Source organism: Shigella flexneri 2a str. 301 (assembly GCF_000006925.2).
Taxonomy (GTDB): Bacteria; Pseudomonadota; Gammaproteobacteria; order Enterobacterales; family Enterobacteriaceae; genus ECMA0423.
Genome location: NC_004337.2, coordinates 1,988,067 through 2,012,358, shown reverse-complemented (window position 1 = coordinate 2,012,358; position 24,292 = coordinate 1,988,067). Strand labels below are relative to the sequence as shown.

22 protein-coding genes, 3 tRNA genes, 4 pseudogenes and 2 other annotated features are annotated in these 24,292 nt (G+C 48.5%); of the genes and pseudogenes, 19 read left to right on the top strand and 10 right to left on the bottom strand.

Features of this window, described 5'->3' with window-relative positions; all coding sequences use genetic code 11:
• Window positions 1-34 precede the first annotated feature (34 nt).
• The 3 genes from emrE to SF1978 all read left to right on the top strand — a co-directional run bounded on the left by emrE (window position 35) and on the right by SF1978 (window position 1,834).
• Window positions 35-367 (top strand): multidrug efflux protein, encoded by a 333-nt coding sequence (gene emrE / locus SF1980; protein NP_707822.1) that lies wholly within the window; start codon window positions 35-37, stop codon window positions 365-367.
• Window positions 368-535: 168 nt separating this feature from the next.
• Window positions 536-1,087, top strand: a complete 552-nt coding sequence (ybcL, locus tag SF1979) for a kinase inhibitor (protein NP_707821.1) — start codon at window positions 536-538, stop codon at window positions 1,085-1,087.
• Between the two features lie 9 nt (window positions 1,088-1,096).
• Window positions 1,097-1,834 carry a regulator gene (locus tag SF1978; protein ID NP_707820.1) on the top strand — a complete coding sequence of 246 codons (738 nt, stop codon included), beginning with the start codon at window positions 1,097-1,099 and terminating at the stop codon, window positions 1,832-1,834.
• A gap of 549 nt (window positions 1,835-2,383) precedes the next feature.
• Here SF1978 and nmpC read toward each other — a convergent pair.
• Both nmpC and SF1976 read right to left on the bottom strand, forming a co-directional pair.
• Entirely contained in the window at window positions 2,384-3,466 is a 1,083-nt protein-coding gene (gene nmpC, locus SF1977; RefSeq protein ID NP_707819.1) for a porin, read from the bottom strand.
• A gap of 327 nt (window positions 3,467-3,793) precedes the next feature.
• Window positions 3,794-4,409 (bottom strand): annotated as a pseudogene (locus SF1976).
• 241 nt (window positions 4,410-4,650) lie between these two features.
• Between SF1976 and SF1975 the strand changes: the two are divergent.
• Window positions 4,651-5,685, top strand: a pseudogene (locus SF1975).
• A gap of 56 nt (window positions 5,686-5,741) precedes the next feature.
• Window positions 5,742-6,395, bottom strand: a sequence feature (Similar to Escherichia coli K12 conserved hypothetical protein gi: 1788240 (218 aa). BLAST with identity of 94% in 218 aa. This CDS contains an in-frame stop codon. The sequence has been checked and is believed to be correct.).
• Here the strand turns inward: SF1975 and yedK are convergent.
• The 3 genes and pseudogenes from yedK to yedE form a co-directional block, all read right to left on the bottom strand.
• Window positions 5,742-6,395: pseudogene (gene yedK / locus SF1974) on the bottom strand. It overlaps the preceding feature by 654 nt.
• A 106-nt stretch (window positions 6,396-6,501) precedes the next feature.
• Window positions 6,502-6,735, bottom strand: coding sequence for a hypothetical protein (gene yedF, locus SF1973; RefSeq protein ID NP_707816.1), 234 nt, complete (start codon window positions 6,733-6,735; stop codon window positions 6,502-6,504).
• A complete protein-coding gene (gene yedE, locus SF1972; protein ID NP_707815.2) occupies window positions 6,732-7,937 on the bottom strand; it encodes a hypothetical protein in 1,206 nt (401 codons plus the stop codon). Before yedE ends, yedF begins: the two co-directional genes overlap by 4 nt.
• 186 nt (window positions 7,938-8,123) lie before the next feature.
• On the opposite strand from yedE, the gene yedD reads away from it, so the two are divergent.
• Window positions 8,124-8,537 (top strand): lipoprotein, encoded by a 414-nt coding sequence (gene yedD / locus SF1971; protein NP_707814.2) that lies wholly within the window; start codon window positions 8,124-8,126, stop codon window positions 8,535-8,537.
• A gap of 33 nt (window positions 8,538-8,570) precedes the next feature.
• Here the strand turns inward: yedD and amyA are convergent, their stop codons facing one another.
• The 4 genes from amyA to fliD all read right to left on the bottom strand — a co-directional run bounded on the left by amyA (window position 8,571) and on the right by fliD (window position 12,342).
• A complete protein-coding gene (amyA, locus tag SF1970) occupies window positions 8,571-10,058 on the bottom strand; it encodes a cytoplasmic alpha-amylase (RefSeq protein NP_707813.1) in 1,488 nt (495 codons plus the stop codon).
• A 77-nt stretch (window positions 10,059-10,135) separates the two neighbouring features.
• On the bottom strand, window positions 10,136-10,501 hold the full coding sequence (gene fliT, locus SF1969; RefSeq protein NP_707812.1) for a flagellar biosynthesis protein FliT: 366 nt from the start codon (window positions 10,499-10,501) through the stop codon (window positions 10,136-10,138).
• Entirely contained in the window at window positions 10,501-10,911 is a 411-nt protein-coding gene (fliS, locus tag SF1968; RefSeq protein ID NP_707811.1) for a flagellar protein FliS, read from the bottom strand. The genes fliT and fliS overlap by 1 nt, the downstream gene beginning before the upstream one ends.
• A 24-nt stretch (window positions 10,912-10,935) precedes the next feature.
• A complete protein-coding gene (gene fliD / locus SF1967; RefSeq protein NP_707810.1) occupies window positions 10,936-12,342 on the bottom strand; it encodes a flagellar capping protein in 1,407 nt (468 codons plus the stop codon).
• Between the two features lie 265 nt (window positions 12,343-12,607).
• Here fliD and fliC point away from each other — a divergent pair, with 265 nt between their 5' ends.
• The 8 genes and pseudogenes from fliC to sdiA all read left to right on the top strand — a co-directional run bounded on the left by fliC (window position 12,608) and on the right by sdiA (window position 20,008).
• Window positions 12,608-14,260: a flagellin gene (fliC, locus tag SF1966; RefSeq protein ID NP_707809.1), complete on the top strand. Its 1,653-nt coding sequence runs from the start codon at window positions 12,608-12,610 to the stop codon at window positions 14,258-14,260.
• A gap of 164 nt (window positions 14,261-14,424) precedes the next feature.
• Window positions 14,425-15,144 (top strand) — a sequence feature (Similar to Escherichia coli K12 flagellar biosynthesis; alternative sigma factor 28; regulation of flagellar operons gi: 1788231 (240 aa). BLAST with identity of 98% in 239 aa. This CDS ontains frameshift. The sequence has been checked and is believed to be correct.).
• Window positions 14,425-15,144: pseudogene (gene fliA / locus SF1965) on the top strand. (Overlaps the previous feature by 720 nt.)
• A 9-nt stretch (window positions 15,145-15,153) precedes the next feature.
• Window positions 15,154-15,741 carry a flagella biosynthesis protein FliZ gene (fliZ, locus tag SF1964; RefSeq protein NP_707808.1) on the top strand — a complete coding sequence of 196 codons (588 nt, stop codon included), beginning with the start codon at window positions 15,154-15,156 and terminating at the stop codon, window positions 15,739-15,741.
• 30 nt (window positions 15,742-15,771) lie between these two features.
• Entirely contained in the window at window positions 15,772-16,629 is an 858-nt protein-coding gene (locus SF1963; protein NP_707807.1) for a cystine transporter subunit, read from the top strand.
• Window positions 16,630-16,637: 8 nt separating this feature from the next.
• A complete protein-coding gene (yedO, locus tag SF1962) occupies window positions 16,638-17,720 on the top strand; it encodes a 1-aminocyclopropane-1-carboxylate deaminase (protein ID NP_707806.3) in 1,083 nt (360 codons plus the stop codon).
• 14 nt (window positions 17,721-17,734) lie between these two features.
• Window positions 17,735-18,403 carry an amino acid ABC transporter permease gene (gene yecS / locus SF1961; protein NP_707805.1) on the top strand — a complete coding sequence of 223 codons (669 nt, stop codon included), beginning with the start codon at window positions 17,735-17,737 and terminating at the stop codon, window positions 18,401-18,403.
• Window positions 18,400-19,152, top strand: a complete 753-nt coding sequence (yecC, locus tag SF1960; RefSeq protein NP_707804.1) for an amino acid ABC transporter ATP-binding protein YecC — start codon at window positions 18,400-18,402, stop codon at window positions 19,150-19,152. Before yecS ends, yecC begins: the two co-directional genes overlap by 4 nt.
• Window positions 19,153-19,381: 229 nt before the next feature.
• Window positions 19,382-20,008 carry a ftsQAZ gene cluster transcriptional regulator gene (gene sdiA / locus SF1959; RefSeq protein NP_707803.2) on the top strand — a complete coding sequence of 209 codons (627 nt, stop codon included), beginning with the start codon at window positions 19,382-19,384 and terminating at the stop codon, window positions 20,006-20,008.
• A gap of 26 nt (window positions 20,009-20,034) precedes the next feature.
• Here sdiA and yecF read toward each other — a convergent pair whose 3' ends face one another.
• Window positions 20,035-20,259, bottom strand: a complete 225-nt coding sequence (gene yecF / locus SF1958; protein NP_707802.1) for a hypothetical protein — start codon at window positions 20,257-20,259, stop codon at window positions 20,035-20,037.
• Between the two features lie 458 nt (window positions 20,260-20,717).
• Here yecF and uvrY point away from each other — a divergent pair, with 458 nt between their 5' ends.
• The 6 genes from uvrY (at window position 20,718) to SF4474 (ending at window position 24,262) form a co-directional block, all read left to right on the top strand.
• Window positions 20,718-21,374, top strand: coding sequence for a response regulator (uvrY, locus tag SF1957; RefSeq protein ID NP_707801.1), 657 nt, complete (start codon window positions 20,718-20,720; stop codon window positions 21,372-21,374).
• Between the two features lie 62 nt (window positions 21,375-21,436).
• Entirely contained in the window at window positions 21,437-23,203 is a 1,767-nt protein-coding gene (gene uvrC / locus SF1956; RefSeq protein ID NP_707800.4) for an excinuclease ABC subunit C, read from the top strand.
• A gap of 56 nt (window positions 23,204-23,259) precedes the next feature.
• Window positions 23,260-23,808, top strand: coding sequence for a phosphatidylglycerophosphate synthetase (pgsA, locus tag SF1955; RefSeq protein NP_707799.1), 549 nt, complete (start codon window positions 23,260-23,262; stop codon window positions 23,806-23,808).
• Between the two features lie 151 nt (window positions 23,809-23,959).
• Window positions 23,960-24,035 (top strand) — tRNA-Gly (locus tag SF4476).
• 54 nt (window positions 24,036-24,089) lie between these two features.
• Window positions 24,090-24,163, top strand: a tRNA-Cys gene (locus SF4475).
• 12 nt (window positions 24,164-24,175) lie between these two features.
• Window positions 24,176-24,262, top strand: a tRNA-Leu gene (locus tag SF4474).
• Window positions 24,263-24,292: the final 30 nt, after the last annotated feature.

The following is a 24,292-nucleotide window of genomic DNA, read 5'->3' as shown; positions in this document are numbered from 1 at the left end:
AATTCTCTCCAGTATGAACAGGAAAGAATATGCTATGAACCCTTATATTTATCTTGGTGGCGCAATACTTGCAGAGGTCATTGGTACAACCTTAATGAAGTTTTCAGAGGGGTTTACACGGTTATGGCCCTCTGTTGGCACAATTATTTGCTATTGTGCATCATTCTGGTTATTAGCTCAGACGCTGGCTTATATACCTACAGGGATTGCTTATGCTATCTGGTCAGGAGTCGGTATCGTTCTGATTAGTTTGCTTTCCTGGGGATTTTTTGGTCAACGACTGGACCTGCCAGCTATCATAGGCATGATGTTGATTTGTGCCGGTGTGTTAGTCATTAACTTGTTGTCACGAAGTGCACCGCATTAAAAAATAATTCTCCTTGAGATAACAGGAATCTGATTTGTGCATATTATGGCTAATGTTCGGGGCACCTTTATAATTATGATTGCATTTGCGCGATCATTGCGCCTTTATGCATAATGAGATCAAGGCACATCAAATAAAATAACGATAGGTCACAACAATGAGGTTTTTATGAAAAAACTTATCGTTTCAAGTGTATTGGCATTCATAACATTTTCTGCGCAGGCCGCAGCATTTCAGGTCACTAGTAATGAAATAAAAACAGGAGAGCAACTTACAACGTCTCATGTATTTTCTGGATTTGGGTGTGAAGGTGGTAATACATCGCCCTCATTAACCTGGTCTGGTGCTCCTGAAGGCACCAAAAGCTTTGCCGTAACTGTGTATGATCCAGATGCTCCTACAGGCAGTGGATGGTGGCACTGGACTGTTGCTAATATTCCAGCAACTGTAACATATTTGCCCACTGATGCAGGAAGACGTGATGGTACAAAACTTCCGACTGGTGCTGTTCAAGGCCGAAATGATTTTGGTTATGCAGGATTTGGTGGAGCATGTCCTCCCAAAGGAGATAAACCCCATCATTACCAGTTTAAAGTATGGGCTCTAAAAACTGATAAGATTCCTGTGGATTCTAATTCCAGCGGAGCGTTAGTTGGTTATATGCTTAATGCCAATAAAATTGCAACCGCTGAGATAACACCAGTTTATGAGATAAAATAGGGTAAGAGTATGCTGGCAAGAGATAAGTCTAACCTAAAGATTGAAGAAATACGGATGCATAAACATCATGAGATTCACAGGGTTAAGCCTCTTATGCCAGCTTTATGTCGTATCCGTCAGGGAAAAAAAGTTATCAATTGGGAGACGCATAGTCTAACTGTTGATAATAATCAGATAATATTATTTCCCTGTGGATATGAATTTTATATTGTGAATTATCCAGAAGCAGGTCTTTATCTTGCAGAAATGCTTTATTATCCCATTGATCTAATTGAAAAGTTTCAAAAATTTTATGCGATAACTGATCAAATTCGTAACACGACAGGTTTCTGCTTACCTCAGAACCCCGAGTTAATATATTGTTGGGAGCAACTAAAAACATCTATTTCCCGAGGCTTCTCAACGCAAATTCAGGAACACTTAGCAATGGGCGTTCTACTTTCATTAGGAGCACATCATGTTAATTGTTTACTTTTATCAGATAGTAAACAATCATTAATAAGTCGTTGTTATAACCTAATGCTATCCGAACCTAGAACAAAATGGACAGCAAACAAGGTAGCGAGATATCTCTACATTTCTGTTTCCACATTGCATCGCCGTCTGGCAAGCGAGGGAATAAGTTTTCAAAGTATATTGGACGACGTGAGGTTAAATAATGCGTTGTCCTGCTATACAAACGACAGTAAAACCCATCAGCGAGATTGCCAGGGAAAATGGTTACAAGTGTCCTTCTCGTTTTACTGAAAGGTTCCATAATCGTTTTAATATAACACCAAGAGAGCTAAGAAAAGCGTCCAGAGAGTAAAAGTATTTTATTAAGGAGCAACAGCATCGATTTTTATTTTGGAAAATAAATACGACATACTCAACCTATTGGAGCCTGAACAATCCGGTGACTTCTGTGCCAATCGGGAACGTTTATAAGCACATATAATTGATACTCACTTCCTCCATCACAATTTCAGAGATGCACGTGTGATTTTTTTTGCATCCGGCGTTTGGGCTATGTGGAGCTCAAGAGTGGGAAATTTACAAGAGGTTGAGGGGATAATTAAAGGGATGCTTATGACATTAGATATCAGGTTAGGTACGGATATCGTTGTTATTAAATCTAATTGATACGTTAATTGTTCACTGAGTATTATTAAAAATGGGGCGTTGAAACGTCCCAGAAAATAAAGGGTAATTTATATAGTCAGAAGCAAGATAGTGCTTCTAAGGAAAGTGGCTTGAGAGCGCCACTTATATGTTGGGGAGGCAAAGCCTCCCACAACATATCTTTGAGTAATCAGATTAGAACTGGTAAACCAATCCTACAGCAACGATATCATCGGTAGCAACGCCAGATGCTTTCGTGAAATCGCTCTTATCAATCAGGTTGATTTTGTAATCAACAAAAGTGGACATATTTTTGTTGAAGTAATAGGTTGCACCTACATCAATATATTCAATCAGGTCCTGATCACCCCACGCACCCAAGTCTTTTCCTTTAGATTGCAGGTAAGCAACGGACGGACGCAGACCGAAGTCGAACTGATATTGTGCAACTACTTCGAAGTTTTGTGCTTTGTTGGCAATATGGTTATTACCAAAAACAGTCATGTTCTGGGTTTCAGAATAGGTGGTAGCCAGATAGATGTTGTTCGCATCATATTTCAGACCAGCTGCCCATACTTCAGCATTTTGACCAGATGCATTCAGGCTGTTGTTACCGTAGATAACCTGATCATTAGTGCGGTCAGATTTAGCATAGGTTGCACCTACACCGAATCCTTCATACTCATAAGTAGTGGAGAAACCGAAACCATCACCGTTAGCTTCAGTTACGTCAGTGCGGTCATTTTTACCCTGATACTGAGCAGCAAAGTTCAGACCATCAACCAGACCAAAGAAGTCGTTGTTACGATAGGTTGCAACACCTGTGGTGCGACCAGTCATGAACACATCTGTTTGGGTCCAGGTATCGCCACCGAATTCTGGCAGAACGTCGGTCCATGCACCGATATCGTATGCTACACCGTAGTTACGGCCATAATCGATGGAGCCGTAGTCACCGAATTTCAGGCCAGCGAAGGCAAGACGGGTTTTATCTTTGGAAGAACCTTGAGATTCAGCACGGTTGCCTTTGAATTCATATTCCCACTGACCGAAACCAGTCAGTTGATCGTTGATTTGAGTTTCGCCTTTGAAGCCCAGACGAACATAAGTTGTGTCGCCATCATCTGCATCGTTAGAAGAGAAGTAGTGCTTAGCATTAACTTTTCCGTACAGATCCAGCTTGTTACTGTCTTTATTGTAAATCTCTGCTGCCTGAGCAGACATCGCCATCAGTACTGATGCAGCTACAGCAGAAATTGCCACTGTTAATTTTTTCATCGTGAGCCCTTTTATTTGAACTATTATTTAAAAATGATGTCACTGCACTACAAATATTCATCCAATCAATGAGATTATTTCAAGATGTAAGTTTTAGTTTCTCATTTAAATTGTGAAGTAGATCCCTATTTTTATCTGAACTGTTTCTATTGCACACAATGCATGACTATTTTGTGAACGAATATAAATTTGGTAGTCAAATTATATTAAAGGTTGTTATTTATGATTGACTCATAATTTATTTTTTTAATTTAAATAGCCTAAAAATAACCATGGAAATTATTTGCATGATATTTATTTAGATTTATTAATGTAATTGAGGTGGTTTTATTTAATACGCAATATAGCGCCGCTTGATATTAGTTCTATTTTTTTTGCGTAAGATAGATGAGACAAACTGAGACGCATAATGGTTTGCAAGGCTCTAATACTTTGATGTTGAGGATGTGATGGAGCATGTACGGGGCATAGTACAATGATGTCCATGCAGGTGTAGATAATCTCCAGGCTTATCCAGTGCACCGTAAAAGCCCGTCCTTCAGGGCGGGGATATAAGGCTCGTTTTTTCATCTGACCAGGTGTTTGCTGTTGTTCAATGTATTGGCGGATGACGGATATTGGCGCACCTCCGCAGCTACTGGCAAAATAGCCGGGACGCCACAAAACATCTTTGCGGTAATACCTGGCAGCAATATCTGGTCGATCCCGTCGCAGTAACCTACCCGATACGCCTTTGAGGCTGTTTGTTTACCAGACTGGATATCGCCAGTTTGGGGGGATAGTTAATTAACAGATGGACGTGATCTGGTTCGCCATCCATTTCAACCAGTTCAGCTTCAAAATAAGCACATACATTTGAAAAGTAAGTGCGTAGTTTTTCTGTCGCGTCATGGTCAAAAATCTGGCGTCGGTACTTGGTAACAAAGACCCGGTGAGCATGCATCAGGAAAACACAGTGCCTTCCGCGTCGGATATCAGTTTTTTTCACAGACCAAAGTATAATTTGCCCTGTGAAACGACTACAGGTATTCAAATTCCGGTTAAGACCCGGTGGTCAACAGGCGCGTGAAATGAGGCGCTTCGCAGGCGCATGTCGTTTCGTTTTCAGTCGTACTCTGGCACGTCAGAATGAGAATCATAAGGCCGGTAACAAAGACATCCCTTACGCGAAAATGGCTTCCTGATTGGTTGAGTGGAAAAATGCCACTGAAACGCAATGGATTAAAGATGCTCCGTCACAGCCATTGCAACAGTCACTGAAAGACCCTGAGCAGGCCTGCAAAAACTTTTTCCAGAAGCGCTCGGCGTTCCCCTGATTCAAAAAGCGGTGACAGAATGATGCATTCCGCTATCCGCAGGGCGTTAAGCTCGCTCAGGAAAACAGCCGTATTTTTCTGCCAAAACTTGGCTGGATGCGCTACCGGAACAGCCGTCAGGTCACGGGTGTTGTGAAAAATGTCACTGTCAGCCAGTCCTGCGGTAAGTGGTACATCAGTATTCAGGCAGAAAGTGAAGTATCAACTCCGGTTCACCCTTCAGCATCAATGGTCGGGCTGGATGCTGGCGTGGCTAAACTTGCCTCGCTGTCAGATGGCACAGTCTTTGAGCCTGTAAACAGTTTTCAGAAAAACCAGAAGACGCTGGCGAGACTTCAGCGACAGTTAAGCCGCAAGGTCAAATTCAGCAACAACTGGCAGAAGCAGAAACGCAAAATACAGCGACTGCATTCCTGTATCGCAAATATCCGCAGGGACTACCTTCACAAAGTCACAACGACCGTCAGCAAAAACCACGTAATGATAGTCATTGAGGATTTGAAGGTCAGCAACATGTCAAAGTCAGCAGCGGGTACGGTCAGCCAGCCGGGGCGCAATGTCCGGGCAAAATCAGGTTTAAACCGTTCGATACTGGATCAGGGCTGGTATGAAATGCGCCGCCAGCTTGAGTACAAGCAGCTCTGGCGTGGCGGTCAGGTGCTTGCTGTTCCGCCAGCGTACACAAGCCAGCGTTGCGCGTGCTGTGGTCATACAGCGAAAGAAAATCGCCTGTCACAAAGTAAATTCAGATGCCAGGTATGTGGATATACAGCGAACGCCGATGTAAATGGAGCTCGTAACATTTTAGCGGCGGGGCACGCCGTTCTTGCCTGTGGAGAGATGGTGCAGTCAGGCCGCTCGTTGAAGCAGGAACCCACCGAAATGATTCAGGCGACAGCCTGAACGTAGCAGGGGTCCTCGTCATTCAGGGCGTGGAGGATGTCAACAAACAGGTTGAATTAACTCCGCGCCCTGGTTTTTGACATTACCCACCGTGCGCGACACAGGGTGCCAGGTGAACTGGTTTGCTGGCACACAGCTTCTGGTAGCGATTTCTGAGGCTTCTTTACCACCAATGTCTTGCCGCATCCATTCCCGTGCAGCTTCTGGCGACAGAACCAGCGGGCGGCGGTCATGAATATCTACCAGACCTTGATCTGCCGCCGCAGTGACGATCAAAAATCCTTCGGCTTCGTCACCACGCTCAAACGGTATGCTACCTATCGCGGCCATAAAAACAGGTTGTCCGTCAGCGCGATAGATAAAATAAGGCTTTTTTTGTCGCCTTCTTTTTTCCACTCAAACCAGCCATCGGCAAAACAGATTGCCCGACCATGTTGCCAGAGCGGTTTAAACATGCGACTGGTTGAGGCAGTTTCTACGCGGGCGTTAATCAGCGGCGGTTTATCCCACCATCCGGGAGCATATCCCCAGAAAACCGGATCCAGATGAAGGTGTTCATCACGTTCACTGAGCAGAAGAACTTTGGTTCCCGGCGCGACATTGTATCTGCCAATGGGTTCGGGATCGTAGGGAATATCGCGTTCAATATCTTCCGCGAGAAGCGCAAGGTAATCCTCACGCGTTTGGGATTGGGCAAAGCGTCCACACATAGCAACCTCCTGAGATCATACTGAAAAGAATAGGAGAGGGGGCGGGTAAAATCTATGTGTCAGAGGTAACGATGTTCCCGCTGTGGGCCACAGCGGGAATGAGGGATTACTTCTGAATTAAATAACGAATGGTCGGCCCGTCTTGCTGAATATCCAGCACCGTGTAGCCGTGATTACGCGCATCCAGTGGAATATTATTGATCGACTGCGGACAGTCGCTCACCACTTCCAGGATCTCACCTTTTTTTAATTGCGGCATCGCCTCAAGGGTTGCGACTGCCGGATAAGGGCAGGGTTCACCCACCATATCAAGGCGGTAATCAGGAACGATATTTTTCATGCGATCTCCTTAGCAGTCTGCGGTGCCTCACGGCGGAAGAAGCGTTTTTCCCAGCCGATAATCAACATCAGCGCAGCAAACAGCAGCAAATATGTCACCAGCAGGCCTCCCATCGGACCAAAAGTTTTCAGCAGGTTGATTTTGTCCCAGTCGGTGGCCAGCGCCGGAGCGAAATCATCCCAGTAATACGCCAGAATCGTTGAGCCGATCACGTTGCCCAGACCGACCCACCAGTAGTGCACCTGGCCTTCTACCGCGCGGTACATCCAGCCGGTTTCGCAGCCGCCTGCCAGCACGATGCCAAAACCAAAAAGTAAACCACCAATTACCGCATTTGGTCCCGCCCACATGATTTTAGGTTCAACGCCTAACTGTACGTAACTGAAGATCCCGATGGCACTCACCGCCATACCGATAATGATTGCTTTCGCCATATGGGTACGTCCGGTGATCCACATATCGCGGAACGCCGAAGTAAAGCAGATTTGCGCACGTTCAATCAGTAAACCAAAGCCGACGCCAAACAGCATTGCCAGCCCCAGTTTTGGTTGGTTCATCGCCGTGAGCAGCGCCCAGCCCAGCATGCCGAAAAAGACCAGCATCCCGAGACGAAAACGACGCCGCGCCTGATCCGGTTTTTGCGTCAGCGGTGAGGCGGCAGAAACTTTCTGCATTTTCACGGGAATACGGAAGATGGGCAGCAGGGTAAAGCGCGCGCCAAACCATGAACCAATGGCAGTGGCGATGGCAAAGAACCAGGCATGCAGCGAGAACTGAGGAATGCCGGTAAAGAACGCCGCCAGGTTACAGCCCATTGCCAGACGCGCGCCAAAACCGGCGATAATGCCGCCAATGATGGCCTGCATAATGCGGATACGGCTGCGTGGCATGCGTAGTTTGACATTGTTGGCCCACAGCGCAGCAGCAAAGCAGCCGCCAAACATACCGAGGATCATCATGCCGTCGATCCGGGTTAATGGCGATCCTTCCAGATGGATAATTTTAAAATAACCCCACTCTTCAGCATGGACGCCAAACAGCTGCAGGAGCTGACCGCCCCAACGGGTAAATTCACCCGTGACAGCCCAAAAGGTGCCAGTAATGCCAAAATAGTAAGTGGAGAGAATACCCGCCGCGATGACCGCAGGGATGGGTGCCCAGAATTTAATCAACCAGGCGTGTTTGAATTGCTGCCATGACATGAATGTAGCCTCTGAACTCAGAAGGTTTGAAACAAGAGCCGCGAATCATACACCATGCAAATTTATTTTCGGGGTAATAATTCACAAAAATAATAGTTAGATCAAATTTCTCTCTGAACCTGGAAAGGCTGGCGACATCAGAGCTTTAATGCCACAATCCTCTTTTCTTCTCATGCAGGACGAATGATGAAAAAACTCGCAATTGCAGGCGCGCTCATGTTGCTGGCGGGCTGTGCCGAAGTCGAAAACTATAACAATGTCGTGAAAACCCCCGCGCCGGACTGGCTGGCGGGCTACTGGCAGACCAAAGGGCCGCAACGTGCGCTGGTCAGTCCGGAAGCGATAGGCAGCCTGATTGTCACTAAAGAGGGCGATACCTTGGATTGCCGTCAGTGGCAGCGGGGGATTGCCGTGCCGGGTAAGTTGACATTGATGTCTGATGATCTCACTAACGTTACCGTAAAACGTGAGCTGTACGAGGTTGAGCGTGACGGTAACACCATTGAGTACGATGGTATGACGATGGAGCGTGTGGATCGCCCGACGGCAGAGTGTGCCGCCGCGCTGGATAAAGCGCCGTTACCGACGCCACTGCCGTAATGAAATCTCCCCGGCTTGCCGTCGGGGATGGATTTAAATCACCTCTTCGATAACCCACACGCTGACGCTGCCGCCGTTGCAAAAGAAGGTCGCTTCGCCGTTTTCGTCTGTCACTACGCTCTCTTGCCGGTTCCCCAGAAAATCACGCCAGGTTTTATTGCCGTAATTCTCTCCCAGATGAATGGTTTTTTCGCCATCATCTCCGTTCGACATGACCACCACGCAGCCGGGATATTCGTCGGTGCCACTGCGGATAAAGGCAATGCAGTTCGGATGGTCGAAAAATAATGTCTGTACACCGTGGGCGAAACGCTGACGGGCGAGAATTAACTCATCAAGCTGTTCGATTATTGGCATATCTATCGGATAGGTTTGCCCGTCACCACCGACATCTTCGTAATGTGCACCGTAGAGGTCCGGATAGAACACCGAAGGAACGCCATTTTCCCGCAACAAAATTAAGGCATACGCCAGCGGTTTAAACCACGGTTCGACCGGTGCTTCGAGGGCTTGCAACGGTTGGGTGTCGTGGTTGGCAACGAGGGTTACGGCGTGAAAAGGATCGGCTTCCACCAGCGTCCCAGTGAAGATCTGCGTCATGTCGTAGTCGCGACCCATGCGCGATGCTTCATGGAATTTCATCTGCAGCGGCGCATCAAACAGCATGGTTTTGCCTTCCACCTGATCAATATACGTTTGCAGTTTATCGACTTCATGCGACCAGCATTCAGCCACAATAAACAGCGGCTTTGGCGCAACTTCCTGTACGTGTTCGATCCACTCTTTATAAAACCATGCCGGAATATGTTTGACCGCATCAAGACGAAAGCCGTCGCATTGCGTTTGTTCCATCACCCAGCGCGCCCAGTATTTAATCTCTTCCGTCACGGCATGATTGCGAAAATCGATATTCTCACCCATCAGATAATCGAAATTACCGAGTTCATCATCAACCTGATCGTTCCAGCCTTCTCCGGTATAGTCGTTAACAATTTTAAAAATGCCATCTTCATCAGGGTGTTCGATATGGTCGATACCGCTAAAACATTTGAAATCCCAGATAAACTGCGAGTATTGCCCGGCACGAGCGGGGAAGGTGTAACGCGTCCAGCCTTCACACTCAATGATTTCTTCGTCAATTTGCGTACGGTCATCAGCATTTACACGCTGCACGCGAATAGCTTCTTTTTCATCCGCGCCCATTTTGTGGTTGACTACCACGTCCAGCAGCACCGCAATGTCATTACGTTTCAGGGCGTCAATGGCGGCCAGCAGTTGTGCTTTATCACCATATTTAGTAGGGATGCTGCCTTTCTGATCAAACTCACCTAGATCAAATAAATCATAGGAGTCGTAGCCGACCGAATAGCCGCCCGATGCGCCTTTATAGGCGGGCGGCAACCAGACCATATTGATACCAATATCATTAAAACCGTCTGCGCGCTCGGCCAGTTCAGGCCAGAGCTTACCGCCTTCCGGGTAATACCAGTGAAAACATTGTAACAGCGTGGGATTACGCATTCTTCGACTCCATTCAAGGGGAATATTAGAAGCGTAGCCGTAATCGGATTATTCGCGAGCCATCGGCTCATTAAGATTCAAAAGAGGTTATCCTGCGGAGCCAGCACAAAGCCGCCCTGATCGCCATAGGCACTTAACACCGATTTTTGCACCGATGACTGACCGACCAGTTTCGCCAGTTCATCCATCCGAATCTGTAATAACTGCTTTACCTTGCTTTCGTTGTCGAGAATCAGGTGCAGCATCGGGCGGAGCTGCTCCTGCATCGTAGTGGACGGGGCAACCTCTTCAGTCAGGTGTGCGATCTCCTGCACCGCATTCACATACGCCATTTCGCTAGCGATGAGTTCGTCCCATTGTTCTTCCGTTGCCAGGCGTAACATGAGCTGGCTTTTTTCGACGAGTTGTTGCCAGGCGAAATACAAATGCGGTGCATTGTTCATCAGACTGGGTCCTGAATCGAAGAAGGGGAGAGTAAAGACTCTTTCCAGGCATCGGCAATATTACGCATTAATGCTTCCACCTCTTCGACTGCTGAGACATCGTTGCGTAAATTGGCTTGCAGCAAACGCCTGACCATATAGCTATAAAGAGCAATTAAGTTTTGGGTTAATTCGTCTTTGCTCTCTTCATCAAGACTCACCCGCAGTCCGTTCTCAATGATGTTGATCGCTTTTGACAAAGAGACGCCTTTGCCTTGCTGATTGTTGTCCTGCATAAACAGTCGCGCTCTAACCAGTGCGCTCAGCACTCCATCAAATAGCATGGTGACCAACTGCTGTTGGCTGGCGCTCATTACGGTGCTTTCGACGCCAATTTGTGCATAGGCCTGGGTGCCTTTTGCCGCGTACATGACCTGTCTCCCGATGAATAATGATTACTTGGAATTACTGTTGTTTTCGAACTGCTGCGTTAAGTAGCTGCTGGTGCTGTTTAACGAGGTCATTAAAACGTCCAGTTGGGTAAATTGTTCTTTGTAGCGCGCGACCTGCGCATCAATGCGATCGCTGGCGGCGTTGTAGTCTTTAGTTAACTTATTCAGGGTTTTACTAACGCCATCGGTAGCGGCTTTAATAATGCCCGTTGTCGAAAGCCAACTGGTCAGGTTGCTGCCGATGGTGGTTGTGATGCCGGTTTTTTTACCATCGCCAACAATCAATGCACCTACGCCGCTGGCATCTTTTTTCAGTGCAGCGGTGAGTTTGTCGGCATCCAGTTCCAGTTTGCCATCGCTGGGATCGGTCGTGATACCAATCTGCGCCAGCGTTTTATAGCTGGAAGAACTGACGGTATTACTCAGCATCGACTTCAACTGCGTCTGAATCGTCCGCAGCGTGGAGTCGCCGAGCAGTGCGCCATTGCTAGAACTCTGGCTATCAGCTCCCGCATCTACGGCGGTGTATTTGGTCAGGCTGCTGAAGGTATCTATTAGCGAGTTATAGGCATTCACCCAGTCTTTAATCGCCGTTTGCACTTTGGAGGTGTCCTGAGTGATGGTTAGCGTCTGGTTGCCCGTGGTGACATCGTTCAGGTTCAGAGTGATGTTTTCCAGCGCGTCGCTGATAGTGTTGCTGCTGTTCTCGATGGCGACGTTGTTGACCGTCAGCTGCGCATTCTGGGCGGCGACCGAGACCTCCATACCGTTGCTGCTGGCACTGGCGTCATAGCCCATAAAACTTTGTAGCGCATCATCACCGCTGACCGAGAGTGTCATCGCATTATCAAGGCCGGTGTCATTTGATGTGACTGACAGACGATATTCACCGTTACCCACGTTAATGATGCTCGCACTTACGCCCGCTTTTGCGTTGTTGATGGCATCACGGATCCCGCTTAACGATGAGTTAGCCGCGCTGATATCAATGGTAATCGGATCTTTGTCGTCGCCTTGTTGAATGGTGAGTTTGCTGTCGCTGGTGGCGATCGCCGTTTTCGTATCATCTCTGGTGGTGCGCGTGGTCAGGGTTTGCGCCTGCGCCAGATGGGTGACGCTGATGGTGTATTTCCCGGCGATGGCGTTACCCGCGGTGGTGGCACTGAACGCGGTGGTGCTGCTGGTGGTGCTGGTGGCGGAAAAAAGATCGGCTTTAGACAATGCAGTATTGGCGGTCTGGAAAGTCGTCAGCGCGCTTTTCAGCGTACCGTAGGCGCTAAGTTTAGCGGTAAACGACGATTGCTGATTTGAAATAGGGGTTAGCGTCGCTTTTTGCGCGGCGGTGAGGCTATCAAGGATTGAACTTAAATCCAGACCTGACCCGACTCCCAGCGATGAAATACTTGCCATGCGATTTCCTTTTATCTTTCGACACGTAAAACGAATACCGGGGTTATCGGCCTGAATTGCGCAAAGTTTACGTTTAATTGTTTTTTTTAATAGCGGGAATAAGGGGCAGAGAAAAGAGTATTTCGTCGACTAACAAAAAATGGCTGTTTGTGAAAAAAATTCTAAAGGTTGTTTTACGACAGACGATAACAGGGTTGACGGCGATTGAGCCGACGGGTGGAAACCCAAAACGTAATCAACGACTTGCAATATAGGATAACGAATCATGGCACAAGTCATTAATACCAACAGCCTCTCGCTGATCACTCAAAATAATATCAACAAGAACCAGTCTGCGCTGTCGAGTTCTATCGAGCGTCTGTCTTCTGGCTTGCGTATTAACAGCGCGAAGGATGACGCCGCGGGTCAGGCGATTGCTAACCGTTTTACTTCTAACATTAAAGGCCTGACTCAGGCTGCACGTAACGCCAACGACGGTATTTCTGTTGCACAGACCACTGAAGGCGCGCTGTCCGAAATCAACAACAACTTACAGCGTATCCGTGAGCTGACGGTTCAGGCTTCTACCGGGACTAACTCTGATTCGGATCTGGACTCCATTCAGGACGAAATCAAATCCCGTCTCGACGAAATTGACCGCGTATCCGGTCAGACCCAGTTCAACGGCGTGAACGTACTGGCAAAAGACGGTTCGATGAAAATTCAGGTTGGTGCGAATGACGGCCAGACTATCACTATTGATCTGAAGAAAATTGACTCTGATACGCTGGGGCTGAATGGGTTTAATGTGAATGGTGGCGGGGCTGTGGCTAATACTGCTGCATCTAAAGCTGACTTGGTAGCTGCTAATGCAACAGTGGTCGGCAACAAATATACTGTGAGTGCGGGTTACGATGCTGCTAAAGCGTCTGATTTGCTGGCTGGAGTTAGTGATGGTGATACTGTTCAGGCAACCATTAATAACGGCTTCGGAACGGCGGCTAGTGCAACGAATTACAAGTATGACAGTGCAAGTAAGTCATACTCTTTTGATACCACAACGGCTTCAGCTGCCGATGTTCAGAAATATTTGACCCCGGGAGTTGGTGATACCGCTAAGGGCACTATTACTATCGATGGTTCTGCACAGGATGTTCAGATCAGCAGTGATGGTAAAATTACGGCAAGCAATGGAGATAAACTCTACATTGATACAACTGGGCGCTTAACGAAAAACGGCTCTGGTGCTTCTTTGACTGAGGCTAGTCTGTCCACACTTGCAGCCAATAATACCAAAGCGACAACCATTGACATTGGCGGTACCTCTATCTCCTTTACCGGTAATAGTACTACGCCGGACACTATTACTTATTCAGTAACAGGTGCAAAAGTTGATCAGGCAGCTTTCGATAAAGCTGTATCAACCTCGGGAAACAATGTTGATTTCACTACTGCAGGTTATAGCGTCAACGGCACAACTGGCGCTGTAACAAAAGGTGTTGATTCGGTTTATGTTGATAACAACGAGGCGTTGACCACATCTGATACTGTAGATTTTTACCTACAGGATGATGGTTCAGTGACTAACGGCAGCGGTAAGGCAGTTTATAAAGATGCTGATGGTAAATTGACGACAGATGCTGAAACAAAAGCAGCTACGACAGCCGATCCCCTGAAAGCTCTGGATGAAGCCATCAGCTCCATCGACAAATTCCGCTCCTCCCTGGGTGCGGTGCAAAACCGTTTGGATTCCGCAGTCACCAACCTGAACAACACCACTACCAACCTGTCTGAAGCGCAGTCCCGTATTCAGGACGCCGACTATGCGACCGAAGTGTCCAACATGTCGAAAGCGCAGATTATCCAGCAGGCCGGTAACTCCGTGCTGGCAAAAGCCAACCAGGTACCGCAGCAGGTTCTGTCTCTGCTGCAGGGTTAATCGTCTGAATGCCTCTCAAACCCCGCCACCGGCGGGGTTTTTTACATTCGGCTTTTTGCGTAACCCCCAAATAACCCCTCATTTCACCCACTAATCGTCCGATTAAAAACCCTGCAGAAACGGATAATCATGCCGATAACTCATATAACGCAGGGCTGTTTATCGTGAATTCACTCTATACCGCTGAAGGTGTAATGGATAAACACTCGCTGTGGCAGCGTTATGTCCCGCTGGTGCGTCACGAAGCATTGCGCCTGCAGGTTCGACTGCCCGCGAGCGTGGAACTTGACGATCTGCTACAGGCGGGCGGCATTGGGTTACTTAATGCTGTCGAACGCTATGACGCCCTACAAGGAACGGCATTTACAACTTACGCAGTGTAGCGTATCTGTGGCGCTATGCTGGATGAACTTCGCAGCCGTGACTGGGTGCCGCGCAGCGTGCGACGCAACGCGCGTGAAGTGGCACAGGCAATAGGGCAACTGGAGCAGGAACTTGGCCGCAACGCCACGGAAACTGAGGTAGCGGAACGTTTAGGGATCGATATTGCCGATTATCGTCAAATGCTGCTCGACACCAATAACAGCCAGCTCTTCTCCTACGATGAGTGGCGTGAAGAGCACGGCGATAGCATCGAACTGGTTACTGATGATCATCAGCGAGAAAACCCGCTACAACAACTGCTGGACAGTAATCTGCGCCAGCGGGTGATGGAAGCCATCGAAACGTTGCCGGAGCGCGAAAAACTGGTATTAACCCTCTATTACCAGGAAGAGCTGAATCTCAAAGAGATTGGCGCGGTGCTGGAGGTCGGGGAATCGCGGGTCAGTCAGTTACACAGCCAGGCCATTAAACGGTTACGCACTAAACTGGGTAAGTTATAACGTCAGTAAATGCCGCACTTTAACTTTGACTACCAGGAGTTCTTAATGATGGTGCAGCACCTGAAAAGACGGCCATTAAGCCGCTATCTTAAAGACTTTAAACACAGCCAGACCCATTGCGCGCATTGCCGTAAATTACTCGATCGCATTACCTTAGTTCGCGACGGCAAAATAGTGAATAAAATCGAGATTTCCCGCCTGGACACGCTGCTTGATGAAAAAGGCTGGCAAACGGAACAACAATCATGGGCGGCATTGTGCCGATTTTGCGGTGATTTACATTGCAAAACGCAGAGTGATTTTTTCGATATTATCGGCTTTAAGAAATTTCTTTTTGAGCAAACTGAAATGAGCCCAGGTACGGTGCGTGAATATGTCGTTCGTCTGCGCCGTTTGGGTAATCATCTACATGAGCAAAATATTTCCCTCGATCAGCTGCAGGACGGTTTCCTTGATGAAATCCTCGCCCCGTGGCTGCCCACCACCAGCACCAACAATTACCGCATCGCATTACGGAAGTATCAACACTATCAGCGCCAAACCTGTACCGGACTTGTGCAGAAATCCTCCAGCCTGCCTGCTTCTGATATATATTAAATAAGAATAAGATGTAGCGGAGTTGTTTTTGTGTTTACAAACAATGGCTCTACACTGCAAACAGACATAACAACATTCGGGGTGAATATGAAATTAGCACATCTGGGACGTCAGGCATTGATGGGTGTGATGGCCGTGGCGCTGGTTGCGGGCATGAGCGTTAAAAGTTTTGCAGATGAAGGTCTGCTTAATAAAGTCAAAGAGAGCGGCACGCTGCTGGTAGGGCTGGAAGGCACTTATCCGCCGTTCAGTTTTCAGGGGGATGACGGCAAATTAACCGGTTTTGAAGTGGAATTTGCCCAACAGCTGGCAAAACATCTTGGCGTTGAGGCGTCACTAAAACCGACCAAATGGGACGGTATGCTGGCGTCGCTGGACTCTAAACGCATTGATGTGGTGATTAATCAGGTCACCATTTCTGACGAGCGCAAGAAAAAATACGATTTCTCTACCCCTTACACCATTTCCGGTATTCAGGCGCTGGTGAAAAAAGGTAACGAAGGCACCATTAAAACGGCTGCTGATCTGAAAGGCAAAAAAGTGGGTGTCGGTCTGGGCACCAACTATGAAGAGTGGCTGCGGCAGAATGTTCAGGGTGTCGATGTGCGTACCTATGATGATGACCCGACCAAATATCAGGATCTGCGCGTAGGGCGTATCGATGCGATCCTCGTTGATCGTCTGGCGGCGCTGGATCTGGTGAAGAAAACCAACGATACGCTGGCAGTAACCGGTGAAGCATTCTCCCGTCAGGAGTCTGGCGTGGCGCTGCGTAAAGGAAATGAAGACCTGCTGAAAGCGGTGAATGATGCAATTGCGGAAATGCAAAAAGACGGCACTCTGCAAGCTCTTTCCGAAAAATGGTTTGGTGCTGATGTGACCAAATAATCAGCATAATGACAAAAAAGGGCGCTTTCACTAGCGCCTTTTTTATTTACGCGTTTTCAGCGTGCATAATAAGAAAATCACAACAACACACATCGGAGGCTGTTATGCCACTGCATAATTTAACCCGTTTTCCACGGTTGGAGTTTATCGGCGCGCCAACGCCGCTCGAATATCTGCCGCGCTTTTCTGATTATCTTGGACGGGAAATTTTCATCAAACGGGATGAGGTCACCCCCATGGCAATGGGCGGCAATAAATTACGTAAGCTGGAATTTCTCGCGGCAGATGCCCTGCGCGAAGGTGCCGATACGCTGATTACTGCCGGCGCGATCCAGTCTAACCATGTGCGCCAGACTGCCGCAGTCGCGGCGAAACTCGGTCTGCACTGCGTGGCGCTGCTGGAAAATCCTATTGGCACAACCGCAGAAAACTATTTAACCAACGGCAATCGTTTGTTGCTGGATCTGTTCAATACCCAGATTGAAATGTGCGACGCACTGACCGATCCCAATGCCCAACTGGAAGAACTGGCGACGCGAGTCGAAGCACAAGGCTTTCGCCCGTATGTCATTCCGGTTGGCGGTTCTAATGCTCTTGGCGCGCTAGGTTATGTGGAGAGTGCGCTGGAAATCGCGCAACAGTGTGAAGGGGCGGTTAATATTTCGTCGGTGGTAGTCGCATCGGGCAGTGCCGGAACTCACGCCGGACTGGCTGTTGGGCTGGAACACCTGATGCCTGAAAGCGAACTGATTGGCGTGACCGTGTCGCGTTCCGTTGCCGATCAATTGCCGAAAGTGGTTAACCTACAACAGGCGATTGCGAAAGAACTGGAGCTGACCGCATCAGCGGAAATTTTACTCTGGGATGACTATTTTGCACCTGGCTACGGCGTGCCGAACGACGAAGGCATGGAAGCAGTGAAATTGCTGGCGCGTCTGGAAGGCATTCTGCTTGATCCTGTGTATACCGGAAAAGCGATGGCGGGGCTGATTGACGGTATCAGTCAGAAACGCTTCAAAGATGAAGGGCCGATTCTGTTTATTCATACCGGCGGCGCGCCTGCGCTGTTCGCCTATCATCCCCACGTTTAGCTCCGGGAACGCTCATGCAAGAAAGTATACAACTGGTTATTGATTCCTTGCCGTTCCTGTTGAAAGGGGCTGGGTATACCCTGCAACTCAGTATCGGCGGCATGTTTTTTGGCTTACTACTCGGGTTTATTCTCGCGCTGATGCGCCTGTCGCCAATCTGGCCCGTGCGCTGGCTGGCGCGTTTTTATATCTCTATTTTTCGTGGTACGCCGCTCATCGCACAACTGTTTATGATCTATTACGGCCTGCCGCAGTTTGGTATCGAATTAGATCCCATTCCGTCAGCAATGATTGGTCTGTCGCTGAACACTGCCGCCTATGCCGCCGAAACGCTGCGCGCCGCCATTTCTTCTATTGATAAAGGTCAGTGGGAAGCCGCTGCCAGTATTGGTATGACGCCGTGGCAGACCATGCGTCGCGCGATTTTGCCACAGGCGGCGCGGGTGGCGTTGCCGCCGCTGTCGAACAGCTTTATCAGTCTGGTAAAAGATACGTCGCTGGCCGCGACAATCCAGGTGCCGGAGCTGTTCCGTCAGGCGCAGTTGATTACCTCGCGCACGCTGGAGGTGTTCACCATGTACCTGGCGGCTTCGCTCATCTACTGGATCATGGCGACTGTGTTATCGACGTTGCAGAACCATTTTGAGAATCAACTTAATCGCCAGGAGAGAGAACCAAAATGAGTGCCATTGAAGTTAAGAACCTGGTGAAAAAATTCCACGGTCAGACGGTGCTGCACGGTATCGACCTCGAGGTAAAGCCTGGCGAAGTGGTGGCAATTATCGGTCCGAGTGGTTCCGGCAAAACCACATTGCTACGTAGCATAAATCTGCTGGAACAACCGGAAGCGGGAACGATCACCGTTGGCGATATCACTATTGATACTGCACGTTCATTAAGTCAGCAAAAATCGCTGATTCGCCAGTTGCGTCAGCACGTCGGGTTTGTCTTCCAGAACTTTAATTTGTTTCCGCATCGTACGGTGCTGGAAAACATTATTGAAGGGCCGGTGATCGTCAAAGGCGAACCGAAAGAAGAGGCCACGGCGCGCGCTCGCGAGCTGCTGGCGAAAGTTGGGCTGGCCGGTAAAGAAACCAGCTATCCACGTCGTTTGTCTGGCGGTCAACAGCAGCGTGTTGCGATTGCGCGTGCACTGGCAATGCGTCCTGAGGTGATTTTGTTTGACGAGCCAACGTCGGCGCTGGATCCAGAGCTGGTGGGCGAAGTCCTGAACACCATCCGCCAGCTGGCGCAGGAAAAGCGCACGATGGTGATTGTGACACACGAAATGAGCTTTGCCCGGGATGTTGCGGACCGGGCGATCTTTATGGACCAGGGGCGGATAGTCGAGCAGGGGGCAGCAAAAGCGTTATTTGCCGATCCCCAGCAGCCTCGCACCCGCCAGTTCCTCGAGAAGCTTCTGCTGCAATAATAAGAAAAAATCAGCCCCGACGATTCACCTGTCGGGGCGGGACGCCATTTCAAGCGTGATAAAACTGCTTAACAAATCAGCATAACTCATTAATAACATAAGAGAATGCGATGGCTTGCAAAAGTAATTCATTGCCTGAATAATATAAATTATATATAAATCTTATTTATGTGATAGTTTGAATTATCATTATAAATGATACTCACTCTCAGGGGCGTTGCGGTTTACTATGCAGGATACGGATTTTTTCAGCTGGCGTCGCACGATGCTGTTGCGTTTTCAGAGGATGGAGGCCGCAGAAGAGGCCTACCATGAAATAGAGCTTCAGGCTCAGCAGCTGGAGTACGATTACTATTCGTTATGTGTTCGCCACCCGGTACCATTCACGCGACCTAAAGTGGCTTTCTACACCAATTACCCTGAGTCGTGGGTTAGTTATTATCAGGCAAAAAATTTTCTCGCAATTGATCCTGTGCTGAACCCTGAAAACTTTAGTCAGGGCCATTTAATGTGGAATGATGACTTATTCAGCGAAGCACAGCCATTATGGGAAGCCGCGCACGCACATGGTTTACGCCGCGGTGTCACTCAGTATTTAATGCTGCCAAATCGGGCGCTGGGCTTTTTGTCCTTTTCCCGTTGCAGCACGCGCGAAATACCCATTCTTAGTGATGAACTGCAATTAAAAATGCAGTTACTGGTGCGCGAAAGTCTGATGGCTCTGATGCGTTTAAATGATGAAATAGTGATGACGCCAGAGATGAATTTCAGCAAGCGCGAAAAAGAAATTCTGAAATGGACGGCGGAAGGGAAGACATCAGCAGAGATAGCGATGATTTTGTCAATAACCGGCTGAAAGGCACGCTCTCAGCCGGTTTTATATTACTGACGGTAGGCTTGTTTAATTTGCTTAACCGTTTTGGAAAATACTGCAGCCTGGGTTTCGTCTTCGATCAGCGCAAGCTGTTTTTCCATCTTTAACATCACGCGGCCCGCGTCAGCTTGTCCCATCGCCTGCAGCATCAGCGTCAGCATCGCTTTCAGGCAGGAGACTTCATTTGCCAGTTCTTGATTATTCTCGGCAGTAGAAAAATCAGGCGTACTCATTTATTTTCCTCGTCATGTTGCAATGAAAATTTGTGGTGAAAAATGTTAAGGCGGCGGAGTATACCATAAGCTTTGCTAAAAATAGCAGTGGTTGTTTTTTGAGCGTGATATCGGCAGTGCTATAAAATACGTTAATATAATGACCAATAAATATTTTTATCATGAATGTTTTTTGCCCGTATTGTTCGGGTTAATTAATGTTACATATTCAGCGGGCTGATTTTCATTTTTGCTGAATAAAGTCAATTTTTGTCACATTTCATCGTAGGGCTTACTGTGAAACGATCCGGTAAGCCGTTGGTGACGGGCGTGACCATAACTGTGGACAATCGAATTGACAAAAACGAGAGAAAAATCGAATACCCACCATTTTTAACGTTTCAAAGTTGCAATAAAAACCGCTAATATACGAATGACTAACTATCAGTAGCGTTATCCCTATTTCTGGAGATATTCCTTTGATCAACGTTCTACTTGTTGATGACCACGAACTGGTGCGCGCAGGGATACGACGCATTCTGGAAGATATTAAGGGTATAAAAGTCGTCGGAGAGGCATCGTGCGGTGAAGACGCCGTTAAGTGGTGCCGGACAAATGCCGTTGACGTGGTGCTAATGGACATGAGTATGCCGGGCATTGGCGGTCTTGAGGCGACGCGTAAAATCGCGCGTTCCACAGCTGATGTTAAAATCATCATGCTTACGGTCCATACAGAAAACCCTTTACCAGCGAAAGTCATGCAGGCAGGTGCTGCTGGCTACCTCAGCAAAGGCGCGGCTCCGCAGGAAGTCGTGAGTGCGATTCGTTCTGTCTATTCAGGGCAGCGTTACATTGCTTCTGATATCGCTCAACAAATGGCGTTAAGCCAGATCGAACCAGAAAAAACAGAAAGCCCATTTGCCAGTTTGTCTGAACGTGAATTGCAGATTATGCTGATGATCACTAAGGGCCAGAAGGTCAATGAGATCTCAGAACAGCTCAATCTCAGTCCGAAAACGGTGAACAGCTACCGCTATCGTATGTTCAGTAAACTAAACATTCATGGCGATGTTGAGCTGACTCACCTGGCAATTCGCCATGGTCTGTGTAATGCGGAGACATTATCAAGTCAGTGAGTGATCAGTTTGACGCAAAAGCGTTTTTAAAAACCGTAACCAGCCAGCCAGGCGTTTATCGCATGTACGATGCTGGTGGTACGGTTATCTATGTCGGCAAAGCGAAAGACCTGAAAAAACGGCTTTCCAGCTATTTCCGCAGCAACCTCGCTTCGCGCAAAACCGAAGCGCTGGTCGCCCAGATCCAGCAAATTGATGTAACGGTTACGCATACAGAAACCGAAGCGCTGTTGCTGGAACACAACTACATCAAACTCTATCAGCCGCGTTACAACGTTTTGCTACGCGATGATAAATCTTATCCTTTTATCTTCCTGAGTGGCGATACCCACCCGCGTCTGGCGATGCATCGTGGTGCAAAGCATGCCAAAGGTGAATATTTCGGCCCGTTCCCGAATGGCTATGCCGTACGTGAAACACTGGCGCTACTGCAAAAGATTTTCCCCATTCGCCAGTGCGAAAATAGTGTTTATCGCAATCGCTCGCGTCCGTGTCTGCAATACCAGATAGGGCGCTGTCTGGGACCGTGCGTTGAAGGTCTGGTGAGTGAAGAAGAATACGCTCAGCAGGTCGAGTATGTGCGCCTGTTTTTGTCTGGCAAAGATGATCAGGTGCTAACGCAACTCATTAGCCGTATGGAAACTGCCAGCCAGAATCTGGAGTTTGAAGAAGCGGCATGTATTCGCGACCAAATTCAGGCGGTGCGACGCGTCACCGAAAAACAGTTTGTTTCCAATACCGGCGACGACCTTGACGTTATTGGTGTGGCGTTCGATGCGGGCATGGCTTGTGTCCACGTATTGTTCATTCGTCAGGGCAAAGTGCTCGGCAGCCGCAGCTATTTCCCGAAAGTGCCTGGCGGTACGGAACTGAGCGAGGTGGTAGAAACCTTCGTAGGTCAGTTCTATTTACAAGGCAGCCAGATGCGCACCTTACCGGGTGAGATCCTGCTCGATTTTAATCTTAGCGATAAAACGCTGCTCGCCGATTCCCTTTCAGAACTGGCGGGACGCAAGATTAATGTTCAAACCAAACCTCGCGGCGATAGGGCGCGTTATCTGAAACTCGCGCGCACCAATGCGGCGACGGCCTTAACCAGCAAACTTTCGCAGCAATCTACCGTTCACCAGCGACTGACCGCGCTTGCCAGCGTGTTGAAATTGCCGGAAGTGAAGCGGATGGAGTGCTTTGACATCAGCCATACCATGGGCGAACAAACCGTCGCTTCCTGTGTGGTGTTTGATGCTAACGGCCCGCTGCGTGCGGAGTATCGGCGCTATAACATTACAGGCATCACGCCGGGCGATGATTATGCGGCGATGAATCAGGTGCTGCGTCGGCGTTATGGTAAAGCCATTGACGACAGTAAGATCCCGGATGTGATCCTTATCGACGGCGGCAAAGGCCAGCTTGCGCAGGCGAAAAATGTCTTCGCCGAACTGGATGTCTCATGGGATAAAAATCATCCGCTGCTACTTGGCGTTGCCAAAGGAGCAGATCGTAAGGCTGGACTGGAAACGCTGTTCTTTGAGCCGGAAGGTGAGGGATTTAGTTTGCCGCCAGATTCACCCGCGCTGCATGTTATCCAGCATATTCGCGATGAATCACATGATCACGCGATTGGCGGGCACCGTAAAAAACGGGCGAAGGTCAAAAATACCAGTTCCCTGGAAACCATTGAAGGCGTCGGGCCAAAACGTCGGCAAATGTTGTTGAAATATATGGGCGGTTTGCAAGGTTTACGTAACGCCAGCGTCGAGGAAATTGCAAAAGTGCCGGGTATTTCGCAAGGTCTGGCAGAAAAGATCTTCTGGTCGTTGAAACATTGATGTCTCTGCAGCAACATAGGGGTAATCTTACTGACAACAGATAATTACCCGTCATTATGCAATTTAATATCCCTACGTTGCTTACACTGTTCCGTGTCATCCTTATCCCATTCTTTGTATTGGTCTTTTATCTGCCTGTCACCTGGTCGCCGTTTGCCGCCGCGCTCATTTTCTGCGTCGCGGCGGTGACTGACTGGTTCGATGGTTTTCTGGCACGCCGCTGGAACCAGAGTACCCGGTTTGGTGCTTTCCTTGACCCTGTGGCAGATAAAGTTCTCGTGGCTATCGCCATGGTGCTGGTAACCGAGCATTATCACAGCTGGTGGGTGACATTACCGGCGGCAACGATGATCGCCCGTGAAATTATTATTTCTGCGCTACGCGAATGGATGGCGGAGTTGGGTAAACGCAGTAGCGTGGCCGTCTCCTGGATTGGGAAAGTGAAAACCACTGCCCAGATGGTGGCGTTGGCCTGGCTGCTGTGGCGTCCGAACATTTGGGTTGAGTACGTCGGTATTGCACTTTTCTTTGTGGCTGCGGTACTGACTCTGTGGTCAATGTTGCAATATTTGAGCGCTGCGCGTGCAGATTTGCTTGATCAGTGATCGTTTCGGCGTAATTTTCAGCAAACGATCAAAAGTGGTGAAAAATATCGTTGACTCATCGCGCCAGGTAAGTAGAATGCAACGCATCGAACGGCGGCACTGATTGCCAGACGATAATAAAATCAAGTGATTAACTGATTGCTTGATGAATGCGGGAATAGCTCAGTTGGTAGAGCACGACCTTGCCAAGGTCGAGGTCTCGAGTTCGAGTCTCGTTTCCCGCTCCAGTTTAAAAGACATCGGCGTCAAGCGGATGTCTGGCTGAAAGGCCTGAAGAATTTGGCGCGTTAACAAAGCGGTTATGTAGCGGATTGCAAATCCGTCTAGTCCGGTTCGACTCCGGAACGCGCCTCCACTTTCTTCCCGAGCCCGGATGGTGGAATCGGTAGACACAAGGGATTTAAAATCCCTCGGCGTTCGCGCTGTGCGGGTTCAAGTCCCGCTCCGGGTACCATGGGAAAGATAAGAATAAAATCAAAGTAAT